This is a genomic window from Streptomyces sp. NPDC001532, from assembly GCF_040298625.1.
In the GTDB taxonomy this organism is placed as follows: Bacteria; Actinomycetota; Actinomycetes; order Streptomycetales; family Streptomycetaceae; genus Streptomyces.
On the sequence record NZ_JBEPAL010000003.1, the window covers coordinates 259,458 to 273,292 of the forward strand.

Sequence of the window (13,835 nt, forward strand, 5' to 3'; positions counted from 1 at the left end):
GTCGACGCGCCCCCCACCGCGTACCCGCAGCCCGTACACCCCCTCACCCCTCGGGACTCGCCATGCCCAACTCCGCTGTCGCACAGACCACTCCAGCCGCTCACAGCCGCCGTACCCTTCTGCGCACCGCCGCTGCCGCCACCACGCTGACGGCGGCGGCCGGACTGGTGCCGCGGGACGCCGCCGCGACCGCCGCGCCCGCCGGAGGCTCGCGTACCGAGCTGGTGCTGCTGGGCACCAGCGGGGGGCCGGTGCCGATGGCCGGGCGGGCCGGGATCTGCTCCGCGCTGGTCGTGGACGGGCGGGTCCACCTGGTGGACTGCGGGCCCGGCGCGTTCGGCCGGTACGCGGAGGCCGCGCTGACGGCCGGGCAGCTGGACTCGGTGTTCCTGACCCATCTGCACTCCGACCACCTCGCCGACCTGTACGCGCTGCTGTGGCTGCGGTTCGGCGGCTTCCAGCCGCTGGGCGGGCCGGTGCGGGTGTACGGGCCGGGCTCGGCGGGTGAGCTGCCGGCGGTGTGGCCGGCCGGGCGGGCGGTGGACACGGTCAGCCCGTCGGCGCCCGCCCCGGGCACGGCCGAGCTGCTGGAGCGGCACGTCCAGGGGACGGCGTACGACATCAACGTGCGGATGCGCAGCGAGGGCTGGCCGGACATCCGCGAGCTGATCAGGGCGCGCGACATCCGCTTCCGGATGCCGAGGGGCGCCGGCCCGGACCGGCTGATGGCGCCGCCGATGGAGCCGTTCGAGGTGATGCGGGACGACCGGGTGCGGGTGACGGCGGTGCTGGTGGAGCATCCGCCGGTGTTCCCGTCCTTCGCGTTCCGCTTCGACACCGCGGACGGCTCGGTGGTGTTCAGCGGTGACACCTCGCCGTGCGGGAACCTGGAGCGGCTGGCGCGCGGCGCGGACGTGCTGGTGCACGAGGTGATGGACCTCGACACCCTGAGGACGGGCGGGCTGAGGCCCGCGCAGCTGCGGCACATGGAGATCAGCCACACCGACGCGCGCGGGCTGGGCCCGCTCGCCGAGCGGGCCGGGGTACCCACGCTGGTGCTGAGCCATCTGGTGCCGGGCGCGGTCGGCCTGATCCCGGACACCACCTGGCAGGCGAAGGTGCGCCGGGGCTACTCGGGGCGGGTCGTGGTGGGCCGGGACCTGGTGCGGCTGCCGGTGGGCCGGGCGCGGCGCGGCTGAGGCCCGCCGCGGCCGATCACGCCGCGCGGCCGCCGGGCGCGCGGCACCGGTTCCGGTGCGAAGCGCCGGTCGGGGTCGTCGATGCCGTCGCCCCACGGTTCCCGTATCCGCCGCGGCCGGCAGCGGACGGTCCGAGGACGCACACCGGGGCGGGCGGCGACCTCGGGGCTCCCGCTCCGGGTCTCCAGCCACCGCCGGCAGGGTCTCGGCGAGCCGCCGCCCGTGCGCGGGCCCGCAGCCGGCGAGCGGGGCGGGACAGCGCACGGCGAGGTCGTCGATCGGTTCCTCCGGCTGGAGCAACACCAGCGCCTCGGTGTGCTCGGTGCACAGCAGCACCTCGCCGGCCGGCGGCAGCCTGCGTTCCATCAGGCGTACGGCGGCCTCGGCCCGGTCGAGCGACTCGGCGGCCTCGGCGAGCGGCACGTCACCGGCCCACGGCCTCCTCCGCCGCGCTCTCCCGCTGGGCGATCTCACCCGCGGCGGGCCCGGCGGCAGCCGGCACCGGACCGCGGCGCTCCTCTGCGAGACTCGCCCTCATGAGCGGTACGAGCCGGCCCCCCTTCACCCCCCTCGACTTCCAGCTGGTCCTGCTGCGCCGCATGGCCGACCACAACGCCGACCTGGTGGCGGACGCCCGCCGCGCGCTCGGCGTCTCCCTGGCCGACATGCGGGAGGCCAACAAGCGCTGGCAGGCGATGCTCCGTTCGCCGCGGGCCAGGTCGGCGGCCGGCCGCTACCGCTCGGTGCTCGGCGCCCCCGAGTCCCGGACCCCCCGCCGCATCGGCGACCTGGACTGCGAGGCCTGGCGGTGGCCGGTGCCGCTCTGGCCGGACCTGCGCTTCGAGGTGCTGGTCGGGGAGGGCGGCGCGGTCTGGAACGAGTGGCTGGTACGAGCCCCGGGAGCCCCCGCCCCCGCCCTCCGCACCCTCGCCGACCTCACCCCCTGGTCCTGCACCGTCGACGAGGCAGCCCGCGCCTTCGCCCCCGCCCGCCCCCTCCAGGGCACGGCACCGACCCGCTGGGGGCTGGCGCTCACGGGGCCGGACGGGCGGGAGGTGGTGGCGGAGTTCACGTGGGGGCTTTTCCAGCGGCTGCCGGCGGACCAGGGGCCTGTCTCTCATACCTGACTTGGGGTTCCAGGAACGCGGAACCGGCCTCCGGCTGGTGCCGGAGGCCAGTTCACTCAGGGGGCGTCGGCGGGGTGCCGGGTGCGGGGGCTCAGCTGATGGCGTTCAGCATCGCCTCTTCGACGAAGTCTGCGGCGTTGCGGTGGCCGAGGGCGTTGGGGTGCACGAAGGACAGCTGGTCTGGGAGGGTGACGAAGCCTTCGACCCACTTGGAGTCGTCGCAGACGCTGTGATGGCGGGAGGGGGTGTAGAGGTCGACGAAGCCGGCGGCGTCCTGGGTGCCGGTGGAGTTGTTGATGGCTTTGTTGAGGGGTTCCAGGACGTCGTCGCGCAGCCAGTCCAGGTCGCCCTGGGTGATCGCGCCGAACTGCGTCAGGTCGCCGAAGCCGCAGCTGGAGGTGTCCTCGGGGATGACCGTGGGGTAGCCGACGGCCAGGATCTTCGCGTGCGGGGCGCGCTCGTGGAGCACCTCGAGCATCCGGTCGTATTCCTGGCGCACGTTCTTCAGCCGGTCGGGGATGCCGGCGGCCAGGGCGTCCTTGCACGGGGTGCCCTTGCCGCCGCTTTCGCCGCCCAGCTGCGTGCACCTGCTGAGGAGGTCGGCGAAGCCGAGGGTGTTTCCGCCGACTCCGACGGTGATGACGTCGGTGTCGGGGCCCACCGCCTCGGACTGAGGGGGCACCGGGGGGAAGGGGTAGTCCGGGTCTTCCGAGAGGGGCGGCAGGTGACGGCCGATCGGGTGCTGGGGTGTGTCGGTGACGTTCTCGATGGTGGCGGCGCCGCAGCTGACGTTGGTCAGCTCGAAGAGAACGCCGAGGTCGCGGTCGATGACCTGGGGGTAGGAGCGGTCGGTGCGGTCGCAGCCGTCGCGCGGGACTTCGAAGATGTCGCCCGCGGCCCGGATGACCCCGGCGGTGTAGGAGTCACCCAGGGCGACCCACTGCTTCTGCTCGGCCGCGGCGGCGGGTCGGGCCCCGGCGAACTGCGCGGGGACGAGAGCGCCGGCGGCGAGGGCCGCGGCCGAGCCGAGCAGGGCCAGACGAGTGCGCAAGCGTGCCACGAATCCTCCATGGATGCGGTGTTGGCGTCGCTTTGACCATAGAAAGACAGTCACTAAGCGCACTAGATTCAATACGGACGGTAGTCAACGGGATGGGGGATACGTCTGTGTGGGGGACGTGGATGCGGTCTGGCGTCCAGGCACCCTCTCTTCATGACCGCCTCGACGCGACACTTGGCCCAAACCGAGAGGCCGTTGACCGACTGGGCGACAAAGGCCTGAGTGCACGTGCGTGATGGCTGTCTTGTTCTCGATCAGCGGCAGGCTCAGCCTCCGGCCGGTCAGGGCCGCGGACTCGGCGCACGACCGATGCCGATGCTCTCCGCGCGCGGTGGCCGGCGGCACCGAGGACCCCTTCTTCCGGCGGCCCCTCTGGCTCCAGACCCGCTGTGCCGGACGGATTCTGTGGGCCTACGACGAGGAACACGTCGACGCCCTCGCCGCCTACGTGGGCGCCCGGCTGCGGGAGCGTCACGCCTCGCCCGCGCTGGGGATGTTCGCCCGGCTGCCCGCCTGGATGAAGTCCGCCCGCCACCGCGACGAGGTGCTGGCGGGCCTGTCGGCCCTCCGTGCCCTCGCCCGGCGCTCGTCCCCGGCCGACCGCTCCGACACGGCCCACGAACGCGGCGACCGCCCCCGCCGCCACGGCAGTGTGCTCTTCCGCGGCGGCCCGTACTGACGGCCGTCACCACCCCGGCTCACCGCAGCAGCCGGACCACCGTCCCCGTGCCCGCGGCGCGGCCGTGGTGGCGGAAGGCGAAGGGCCGGCCGTTCTCGAGGGCCACGGGGTGTTCGAGCGTCACCGTCACCGCGGCCGTGTGCAGCGGCCGCAGCGTGTCCAGGTCGCCGGGCAAGGTCACCGTGCCCCGCACGACCGCCGCGTGGAGGTGGAAGGCGAGGGTGTCGCCGGTCGACAGCTCCGTACCGCCCTGTTCCCCGGACAGCGGCGCGAGGTCCGCGACGAAGGCGGTGTGCGCCGCGATCGAGCCCGGTGCGGCGAGCACGTGTCCCCGCTCGACCGTGCCTGCCGTGCCGGGCAGCAGCAGTGCGACGTTCATGCCCGCGGTCGCCTCCGGGACCCGTGATCGCGGGAATGCCTCGATGCCGGTGACGCGGCTGGTCGGGCAGTCCCCGAAACCGACGATCTCCACCTCGTCGCCCGCCCGGACCCGGCCGCGCTCGATCCGGCCGGTCGCCATGAGCGCCCTGCCCTGCCGGAGGGAGAAGACGTCCTCGACCACCATCAGGAACGGCTTCTGAACGCCGGTCATGTGCGCGCCGCCGCCAGCACCGCCGTGACGACCCGCGGCACCGACTCCGGGTGCAGTCCCAGGAACAGGTTCGGCTCGACCAGCTCCAGTTCCATCACCACCGGCCGCCCGTCCGCCCCGTCCACCAGGTCGACGCGCGCGTACAGCAGCCGGGACGGATCCGGGACGGCGGCCAGGGCGCGTTCGGCGACCGCGAGTTCGGCGGTGGTCGGATGCCAGACCTCCAGCCCCGGGTGCGGCACCTTCCGGGCGTCGTACGGCGTACCGGGCGCCAGCACGGCGCCCTTGCGGCCGGCGTGCAGCAGCCGCCCGCCGAAGTACTGCAGCGCCCGCTCGCCGCTGACGTCGACGGCCCGCATGTACGGCTGCACCATGGCGGTCAGCCCCTCCGCGTGCATCCGCGCCAACTGTCGTACGGCGGTGTCCCATTCGTCCGGGGTGTAGCGGGCGGCGAACCGGGCGCCGGCGCCGGAGGCGGGCTTGACGACGTACTCGTGGTCGTCGGGCAGGTCGGCCGGGTCGCCGGGGGCCAGGTACGTGGTGGGCACCGTCGGCACCCCGGCCGCCGCCAGCTCCCCCAGGTACCGCTTGTCCGCGTTCCAGCGCACCACGTCCGCCGGGTTGGCCAGCCGCGTCACCTGCTCGCATCTCGCCGCCCAGGCCAGGAACTCCTCGGCCCGCCAGCTGTAGTCCCAGGTGGAGCGGATCAGCGCGAGTTCGAAGGACCCCCACTCGACCGCCGGATCGTCCCATACGACCACCTCCGCGTCCGCGCCCGCCTCCCGCAGCGCGTGTTCCAGCACCGGCAGGTCGCGGTCGTCGGCCACCTCGGGGCCGGGGCGGCAGGTGACGAGGGCTATGCGAGGTGACACGGCGGCTTTCCTCCCTCACGACGGCTGGTCCGCGCGCAGGCTAACAACGCACCGCGGACCTGGCGGAGGCGGTGGCCTGATAGGAACGGGATGTCGACCCGACAGCCAGGCCCGACAGCCAGTCCCGACAGTTAAGGAGTACGCCGCGTGTCCTCCCTCTTTCCCGCGCTCGCCGACGGCGCGGCCGGTGCGCGTCCCGCTCTCCGGTTCGGCTCCCGTTCCCTGACGTACGCGCGGCTCGCCGCCGCGGCCGGTGCCGTGGCCGAACGCGTGCGGCACACCGGGCGGGTCGCCGTGTGGGCGACGCTCGCGCTGGAGACGGCCGTCGGCGTGGTGGGCGCGCTGCTCGCCGGGGTGCCGGTGGTGCCGCTCAACCCGAAGTCGGGTGAGAAGGAGCTGGCGCACATCCTGGGCGACAGCGCGCCCGGCGCGGTGCTGGCGGCGCCCGGCGACGAGCTTCCGGCCGCGCTCGGCGGGCTGGAGCGGATCGACGTCGACGTGACCGGTGCCGGCGGTCTCCCGCGGGAGAGCGTCGGCGACGAGGCCCCCGCGCTGATCGTCTACACCTCCGGCACCACCGGCCCCCCGAAGGGCGCCGTCGTCCCGCGCCGCGCGATCGCCGCCACCCTGGACGCGCTGGCGGACGCCTGGCGGTGGACGGGCGACGACGTGCTGGTGCACGGGCTGCCGCTGTTCCATGTGCACGGGCTGGTGCTGGGCGTCCTGGGCCCGCTGCGGCGCGGCGGGTCGGTGCGGCATCTGGGCAGGTTCGACACCGCGGGCGTGGCGCGGGAGCTGAACGCCGGCGCGACCATGCTGTTCGGGGTGCCGACGATGTACCACCGGATCGCGGAGGCGCTGCCCGCCGAGCCCGAGCTGGTGAAGGCGCTGAGCGGGGCCCGGCTGCTGGTGTCCGGTTCGGCCGCGCTGCCGGTGCACGACCACGAGCGGATCGCGGCGGCGACCGGACGGCGGGTGATCGAGCGGTACGGCATGACGGAGACCCTGATGAACACCAGTGTCCGCGCCGACGGCGAGGCCCGCGCCGGGACCGTCGGGGTGCCGCTGCCGGGGGTGGAGCTGCGGCTGGTGGAGGACGACGGGTCGGTGATCACGGCGTTCGACGGGGAGAGCGTCGGCGAGATCCAGGTGCGCGGCGCGAACCTGTTCACCGAGTATCTGAACCGGCCGGACGCCACCGCCGCCGCGTTCACCGCCGACGGCTGGTTCCGCACCGGGGACATGGCGGTGCGGGACGCGGACGGTCATGTGCGGATCGTCGGCCGCAAGGCCACCGACCTGATCAAGAGCGGCGGTTACAAGATCGGCGCCGGGGAGATCGAGAACGCGCTGCTGGAGCATCCGGGGGTGCGGGAGGCCGCCGTCACCGGGGAGCCCGACCCGGACCTCGGTGAGCGGATCGTGGCGTGGATCGTGCCGGCGGACCCGGACCGGCCGCCCGCGCTGGAGGAGCTGGCCGGTCATGTGGCACGGCGGCTCGCCCCGCACAAGCGGCCCCGAGTGGTGCACCACCTCGACGTGCTGCCCCGCAACGACATGGGGAAGATCATGAAGCGGGCGCTGGGCCGTGGCTGAGCGTCGCCCGAGCGCCCGCGAGGCCATCGCCCTCGTCACCGACGACTTCCGCGAACTGCCGCCGCCCGCACGGCAGTCCTCGCCCGACGGCCCCCTCACCTGGCAGGGCTACGACGCCTCCCACGCCCGCGCCGCCGAGCGCACCGGCGAGGACGAGTCCGTGGTGTGCGGCACCGCGTCGGTGGAGGGCACCCGGGCGGTGCTGATCGCCTTCGAGTTCGGCTTCCTCGGCGGTTCGCTGGGCGAGCGCACCGGCGACCGGCTGGAGGCGGCGTACGCCTACGCCCGGAAGCACCGGCTGCCGGTGGTGCCGCTGATCGCCACCGGCGGCAGCCGGATGCAGGAGGGCATGCTCGCGCTGACCCAGCTCCAGCGGGTGGCCCGGCAGTCGGTGCTGACCCGGGAGGCGGGGCTGCCGCAGATCGCGGTGCTGCGTGATCCGACGACCGGCGGCGGCTGGGCGACGCTGGGCGCGGGTGCGGACGTGGTGCTGGCGCTGCCGGGCGCCCAGGTCGGCTTCGCGGGCTCGCGGGTGCGTCCGGCGGACGCGGATCCGGCGGCGTACACGGCCGAGGCGCAGGTCGCGGCGGGCGCCGCCGACGCGGTCGTACCGCCCGAGGAGCTGCGGTCGACGCTGGGCCGCTGGCTGCGGCTGCTGACGGCGCCGTCGGCCGAGCCCGCGCCGCCGCCGCTCCCGCTGGGTGCGGGCGATCTGCCCGCGACGGGCTGGGAGGCGGTGCTGCGCGCCCGGGCGGCCGGGCGGCCGCGCGCCGACCGCTATCTGGACGCCTACTTCACCGACCGGGCGGCGATCGGCGGCGACCGCTGCGGCGGCACCGACGACGGCATGCTCTGCGGGTTCGGCACGCACGGGGGCCGGACCGTCGCCTACGCCGCGCAGACCGGGACGGCGACCCGGCCGGCCGGCTACCGCACCGCCGTCCGGCTGATCCGGCTCGCGGACCGGCTGGGCGTGCCGGTGCTGACGCTGGTCGACACGCCGGGCGCCGCCAATGACGCGGAGGCGGAGCGGCAGGGCGCCGGGGCGGCGATCGCGGAGCTGTTCGGCGCGGTGGCGGCGGCCAGGACGCCGGTGACGACGCTGGTGATCGGCGAGGGCGGTTCGGGCGGCGCGCTGGCGCTGGCGGCGCCCGGCAACACCTGGGCCACTCCGGACAGTTACTTCTCCGTCATCGCGCCGGAGCTGGCGGCGGCGATCCTGAAGCGGTCGCCGCGGGAGGTGGAGGCGACGGCGGACCAACTCCTCATCCGGCCGCAGGACTTGGAGCGGCTGGGGATCGCCCGGGTCCGAACAGGCGAGCAGTTGTTCCCTGGAACAGGTGATCGTCGCTCCTGAGATCGCATGAGTCCGGTGCGACCGCCGATACTTACGGTGCGCGAGCGACGGGCTGCAGACCGTGGCGACACGAACGCGCAACCTCCCCCGCACATCGCAAGGAAAGAGCACGATCATGAACCTTCTCACCGACATCCTCGCCGGCCTCGTCCACTTCGTCGGCTGGCTGGTCTGACGGTCCGGGAGAGAACGACAGGCGGCGCCGCCTCCCCGTCCCAGGGAGGCGGCGCCGTCCGCGTGCCGTCGGCCGCCGGCCGTCAGCGCACGTTCACGGCCCGGACGATCTCCTGGACCACCGAGCCGCCCCGGTCGTCGCGGGCGGAGGCGCGCAGCGAGACCGACTCGGTGCCCCTGGGCACGTGCAGCGTGCCGCGCCAGGCGGCCGGGCCGTCCCCGGCGAGCGTCACCTTCCGCCAGGACCTCCCCTCGTCGTAGGAGACGTCGAGGCTGCCGCCGCCGAGCCTCCCGGTGCCCTCGGCGCCCACCACATACTGCGCGGACAGCCCGATCGGCAGCCGTCCGTCGCGCACCCGGCCGGCGAGGTCGGTGTCGATGTCGAAGGCGAGGTTGATCAGCGGCAGGAAGGTGCGCCGGTCCTCGGGCGTCGCGGCCGAGCGGAAGGTCCACTCGGCGTGCCCCTCGGACGCCGGGTCCCAGCGGGCCGGGTCGAGCGCGGTGTCGGTGACCACCTTGTAGGTGCGCTCCTCGGCGGGCGCGTCCCAGACGTACGCGCCGGAGCTCTTGCGCCGGTCGACCAGCTCCCCGTCCAGATACACCTCGGTCTGCTGGGACATGCCGGTCCCCTCGCTCCACACGTCGCCGAAGCCGGTGTGGTCGGGCCCGGAGTCGCCCCAGCCGGGGGTGTTGAACTGGAGCTGGTTGCCGGTGCGCGTCTGGCCCCAGCCGAGGCCGGTGCCGAGCCAGGGGTGCCAGACCGGCTTGAACCAGTTCAGGGTGGTGCGGGTGCCGGCGCGGTGGCGGACGAGTCCGCCGCGCTGCTCCAGCTCCGCGCCGGCCCCGAGATCCACCGACTCGTGCCACAGCTGGCCGGGGCCGTCGGAGACGAGGTCCGTGCGCTCGGCCGGGAAGTCGACGCGCTCCTTGAAGCCGACACCGATGGGGAAGGTGTCGGTGATCGAATAGCGGAACTCACCGCCGGAGACCCGCCGCGGGGCGTGGAACCTGGCCTGGACCGTGGCCAGTTCGTCCGGCGCGTAGGTCAGGTCGCGGTCCGGTACGGCACCCGGGTAGCCCTTCGACAGGTCGTAGACGTACGGCGTGTTCCGGGTGCCGGTCATGTCGGCCTTGCCGGCGTCCCGCAGCCGCTGTGCGTCGGCCGCGTTCACCGTGGCTATCTGGAGCGGGCGGTCGCCGTTGTCGTCGGAGCCCCACCAGAGGTTGAGCCGGCCGGGCCGGTCGTCGGTGACGAACAGCGCCCGCACCCCGGCGTCCTGGGCGGCCTGGGCGAGCGCGGCCGGTTCGGTGCCGTCGGTCAGCTCCACCAGCACCGCACGGCCCGCGAGATCGCCGGTGAGCGGGCCGTCCCCGACGTCGGTCAGCCGCAGCCGGGTGCGGCCCTCGATCAGCGTGCCGCCCGGCTGGACCACGGCCTCGCCGACGCCGCGGACCTCCAGCAGCGGCTTGCCGAGCCGCCACACCGTCCGGTACTCGAAGGTCCCCTCGGTGACCTTCCGGGTCGGCGCGGCGAAGACGCTGTCGTAGGCGATCGGCACCATCACCGCGCCGAACAGGTCGGCTCCGTGCGCGCTGCGGTCGTACTCCATGAGCAGCTGCCGGGTCTCGGTGCGCCGGTCGACGTGGGCGTCGATCTCCCGCAGGGTGCGCCCGTCGAGGGTGACCTCGCGATCCCGGTCGAGGACGATCTCCGGCGCGGCGAGGAAGCCGAGGCCGAGCGAGTCGGCGCCGTGGCTGCCGCGCACGTCGAGGAAGGACGTCAGGCTGTAGGTGCCGGGCGTCAGCCGCAGCTTCAGTGTGCCCGAGTCGCCGACGTACGCCGGCTGGGGGTCGACGCGCTCGGCGAGCCGCTGCACGACGAGATCGGCGGCGGTGGCGGCGCCCGCACGGTCCTTGACGTGCACCGTGAGCGTGTACCGCTCCTCCTCCTTGACCAGCCCGAACGCGGTGTGCGCGACCGGGACGCCGGCGACGGCGGCCACGATCCGCCCGCTGGTGTTCCCGACCGGCGCCTGTGCCCCGTCGCCGGTCACGGTGGTGGACGCGGTGCCGTGCGCGGGCACGGTGAGCGTGGTGTCGGCGAGCGTGGCGACTCCCGCGCCGCCCTCGACGGACAGGCTCAACTCCACGGCGCTGTCGCTGGAGTTGCGGTAGGTCACGGTCCGGGTGACCGGCTTGTTCGCCTCGTACGGCCAGCTGTAATAGCCGAGGTCCGCGCTGCCGGTCGCGGTCACCCGGGCCCCGACGGCGTCCGGCACGCTGACCCGGCCCGCGCCCAGCGTGTACGCGGAGGCCTCCAGCGGCGTGGACGTCGACATCAGCGCGTCCTTCAGCTGAGGTCCGGTCCAGTCGGGGTGCCGCTCGGCGAGCAGCGCGGCCACGCCCGCGACGTGCGGGGTCGCCATGGACGTGCCGCTCATCGAGGTGTACGCGCCCTCGCCCTCGGCGAGCCGGGAGCGGGCGGCGAGGATGCCGACGCCGGGGGCGGCGAGGTCGGGCTTGAGCGCGTTGTCGCCGTAGCGGGGTCCGGCGCTGGTGAAGTAGGCGGCCTCGTCCGCGGAGTCGACCGCGCCGACGGTCAGGGCCGCGTCGGCGGCGCCGGGCGAGCCGATGGAGGAGGGCGCGCCGGTGTTGCCGGCCGCGACGACGAAGAGCGCGCCGGTCTCCCGCGAGAGGGCGTCGACGGCCCTGGCCATCGGGTCGGTGCCGTCGCTGGGTTCGGTGGAGCCGAGGCTCATGGAGACGATGTCGGCGCCGACCTCCCGGGCCGCCCACTCCATACCGGCGATGATCTGCGACTCGCTGCCCGAGCCCTGGTCGCTGAGGACCTTGCCGACCGCGAGGGCGGCGCCGGGCGCGACCCCCCGCTCCCGGCCGTCGGAGGCGGCGCCGCTGCCGCCGACGGTGGAGGCGACATGGGTGCCGTGGCCGTTGCGGTCGGCGACCTCCTCGCCCTCGATGAAGCTGCGGCTCGCCGAGATCCGCTCCGCGAGGTCGGGGTGGCCGGCGTCGACGCCGGTGTCGAGGACGGCGACGGTGACGCCCTTGCCGGTGAGGCCGGCCTCCCACGCCCGCGGCGTGCCGATCTGGGCGTTGCTTTCGGCCATGTCGGCGGTGACCCGCCCGTCCAGCCAGACCCCGTCGACTCCGGCGTCCCGCGCGGTGAACGTTCGCCAGAACGTCCGCCCCTTGTCCGCCTCGACGGCGGCCCCGCGCACGGAGGGGAGCGCGCGGGTCCGCTCGGCGCCACGCGGCGTGACGGTCCGGGCGCCCTTGTCGTACGTGACGATCAGCGGCAGCTCACCGGTCCTGTCGTCGGCGAGCCCTTGCCGCAGCAACGCGTCCACGTCGAAGAGCCGTTCGTCGAGCGTGCCCGCCCGCAGATACGGCAGCGCCTCGTCCGGTACGACGGTCAGGGCGCCGTTCGCCTGCTGTGTGCGCACCGCGCCGGTGGCGCCCTCGGGCCGCTCCACGGCGACCGTGCGCCGCCCGCCGCCCAGGTCGGTGACGGTGACCCGGTCGCCGGTGACGAGGGTGACGGTCCGGGCGGCGCTCGCCGTCCTGGTGACCGCCGGGGCCGTGACCGCCGGGGCCGTGGCCGCCGCGCCCGCCGGCCCGGCCGGCAGCAGCGGAAGCACGAGCCCCGCCGACAGGAGGATCGCCCCGCGTCTGACTGGTCCTCTGATCATTCCAAGCCTCTCTCGGTCGAGTGCTGGGACGAGTCTCAGGGGGCTTGTGTTGCGGGGGTGTTGACCGGACGTGGCGGGTTCACGCTGTGGCGGGTTTCCGCCAGTGCGGCGCACCGGGCCCGCCGGAACGCGCGACAGCGGCGAGCCGCGGCCGTAACAATGGAGTCGGTCGAGGTCACATGGGACACGGGGGAGTGAACGGCGCATGGACGGCCTGGTGGAGTTCAAGACCGAGGACGGCGCGCTGATCGTCGTGGAGGCCGCCGACGACGAGTCCGGCGCCCGGCTGGTCTCGCGCGGCGACGGCCCCGCGCAGGCGGCCCGCACCTTCGAGGGCGCGCTCGGCGGGGTGCGCGCGGCGGCGGAGTCGGCGCTGCGGGTCTTCCGGGACGGCACCCTCCAACCGGACTCGGTGGAGCTGGAGTTCGGGGTGAAGCTCACCGCGGAGGCCGGGGCGGTGATCGCCAAGGGCGCCGCGGAGGGCCATCTGATCGTCAAGCTGTCCTGGTCCCCGGGTCAGGCCGCCGACCGCGCATGAGCAAGGCCGCCTGGCACGCCCGGATCGAGTGCGGGAAAGAAGTCGGCGCCGGCTTCCTGGTCTCCGCCCGCCGGGTGCTCACCTGCGCCCACGTGGTGCGGTTCGCCGACGGGGCGCCGATCACCGTGACCTTCCCGGGCAGCCGGGAGCTGGGCCCCCTCACGGCCGCCGTCGCCGTGCACGGCGGCTGGCGGGGCGGCGCCGCCGACCCCGGCGACCTCGCCGTGCTGGAACTGGACCGCGAAGTGCCGCTCGACCCGGCCGTCTTCGCCCCGCCGGGCGCCGAGCGCGACGGCGGCCAACTGGTGGCGTACGGCTTCCCCAAGGGCTACGACGAGGGCATGCTCGCCGTCTACCGGGCGCTGCCCGGCCCGCTGATCTCCGACGAGTGGACCCAGCTGGAGGCCCTGACCGCGCACGGGCAGCCGCTCGCCGCCGGGTTCAGCGGGGCGGCGGTGACCCGGCCGGACGGCACCGTGGTCGGCATGGTCTCGGCGGTCGCCGGCGGCCCGGACGTCCGGGTGGGCCGGATGCTGCCCACCGAGGTGATGGCCCGCTACTGGAGCGAGCTGGGCGAACTGGTGCCCACCCCCGGCCATCACGCCGACGCCCGCCGGCGGCTGTACGCGCTGCTGCGGCGGGCGGAGGCCGCCGGGCTGCCGTGCGACCCGAACCGGCTGTACGTGGACGCGGTGGGACCCTTCGGACCGCCGCTGCCGCGGGGCGGGTTCGCCTCGCTGTCCGCGGCGGCGGCCTATGTGCAGTGGGAGGTCACCGAACCGGAGGCGGTGAACCGGCTCGCCGACCGGCTGGCGGGACTGCTCGACGCGGGGCCGGGGGGGGGGGCGGGCCGCGCGGGGGGGGGCGCGCGGGGGGCGGGGGGGGGGGGGAGCGAGCACACCCCCCCCGGGGCGGCCCCCGGGGCCCGGCG

General features: G+C 74.9%; 11 protein-coding genes and 1 pseudogene. 7 read left to right on the forward strand and 5 right to left on the reverse strand.

Annotated features, from left to right (window positions below):
* Positions 1-62 precede the first annotated feature (62 nt).
* On the forward strand, positions 63-1,199 hold the full coding sequence (locus ABT232_RS05610; protein ID WP_351836259.1) for an MBL fold metallo-hydrolase: 1,137 nt from the start codon (positions 63-65) through the stop codon (positions 1,197-1,199).
* Here ABT232_RS05610 and ABT232_RS05615 read toward each other — a convergent pair.
* A pseudogene (locus tag ABT232_RS05615) lies at positions 1,130-1,628 on the reverse strand (helix-turn-helix domain-containing protein); the annotation flags it as partial. The gene ABT232_RS05610 and the pseudogene ABT232_RS05615 overlap by 70 nt on opposite strands.
* 107 nt (positions 1,629-1,735) lie before the next feature.
* Here ABT232_RS05615 and ABT232_RS05620 point away from each other — a divergent pair.
* The gene (locus tag ABT232_RS05620) at positions 1,736-2,326 is read left to right on the forward strand and encodes a hypothetical protein (RefSeq protein WP_351836266.1); all 591 of its coding nucleotides are present in this window, start codon (positions 1,736-1,738) and stop codon (positions 2,324-2,326) included.
* A gap of 91 nt (positions 2,327-2,417) precedes the next feature.
* Here the strand turns inward: ABT232_RS05620 and ABT232_RS05625 are convergent, their stop codons facing one another.
* Complete coding sequence (locus ABT232_RS05625) at positions 2,418-3,386, reverse strand: SGNH/GDSL hydrolase family protein (RefSeq protein WP_351836269.1); 969 nt, start codon at positions 3,384-3,386, stop codon at positions 2,418-2,420.
* A gap of 331 nt (positions 3,387-3,717) precedes the next feature.
* Between ABT232_RS05625 and ABT232_RS05630 the strand changes: the two genes are divergently transcribed.
* Positions 3,718-4,065: a hypothetical protein gene (locus ABT232_RS05630; protein ID WP_351836271.1), complete on the forward strand. Its 348-nt coding sequence runs from the start codon at positions 3,718-3,720 to the stop codon at positions 4,063-4,065.
* Between the two features lie 19 nt (positions 4,066-4,084).
* On the opposite strand, the gene ABT232_RS05635 is transcribed toward ABT232_RS05630, so the two are convergent.
* Both ABT232_RS05635 and ABT232_RS05640 read right to left on the reverse strand, forming a co-directional pair.
* Positions 4,085-4,657, reverse strand: a complete 573-nt coding sequence (locus ABT232_RS05635; protein WP_351836274.1) for an EF-Tu C-terminal domain-related protein — start codon at positions 4,655-4,657, stop codon at positions 4,085-4,087.
* A complete protein-coding gene (locus ABT232_RS05640) occupies positions 4,654-5,529 on the reverse strand; it encodes an ATP-grasp domain-containing protein (RefSeq protein WP_351836277.1) in 876 nt (291 codons plus the stop codon). The genes ABT232_RS05635 and ABT232_RS05640 overlap by 4 nt, the downstream gene beginning before the upstream one ends.
* 147 nt (positions 5,530-5,676) lie before the next feature.
* Between ABT232_RS05640 and ABT232_RS05645 the strand changes: the two genes are divergently transcribed.
* Together ABT232_RS05645 and ABT232_RS05650 are read left to right on the forward strand one after the other, a co-directional pair.
* The gene (locus tag ABT232_RS05645) at positions 5,677-7,125 is read left to right on the forward strand and encodes an acyl-CoA synthetase (protein ID WP_351836279.1); all 1,449 of its coding nucleotides are present in this window, start codon (positions 5,677-5,679) and stop codon (positions 7,123-7,125) included.
* Positions 7,118-8,482: a carboxyl transferase domain-containing protein gene (locus ABT232_RS05650; RefSeq protein ID WP_351836282.1), complete on the forward strand. Its 1,365-nt coding sequence runs from the start codon at positions 7,118-7,120 to the stop codon at positions 8,480-8,482. The genes ABT232_RS05645 and ABT232_RS05650 overlap by 8 nt, the downstream gene beginning before the upstream one ends.
* A 257-nt stretch (positions 8,483-8,739) precedes the next feature.
* Here the strand turns inward: ABT232_RS05650 and ABT232_RS05655 are convergent, their stop codons facing one another.
* Positions 8,740-12,366 carry a S8 family serine peptidase gene (locus ABT232_RS05655; RefSeq protein ID WP_351836285.1) on the reverse strand — a complete coding sequence of 1,209 codons (3,627 nt, stop codon included), beginning with the start codon at positions 12,364-12,366 and terminating at the stop codon, positions 8,740-8,742.
* Between the two features lie 205 nt (positions 12,367-12,571).
* On the opposite strand from ABT232_RS05655, the gene ABT232_RS05660 reads away from it, so the two are divergent.
* Both ABT232_RS05660 and ABT232_RS05665 read left to right on the forward strand, forming a co-directional pair.
* Positions 12,572-12,904, forward strand: a complete 333-nt coding sequence (locus ABT232_RS05660) for a CU044_2847 family protein (protein ID WP_351836288.1) — start codon at positions 12,572-12,574, stop codon at positions 12,902-12,904.
* The coding region (locus ABT232_RS05665; protein WP_351836291.1) for a S1 family peptidase at positions 12,901-13,835 on the forward strand (935 nt) is incomplete at its 3' end. The genes ABT232_RS05660 and ABT232_RS05665, both read left to right, overlap by 4 nt.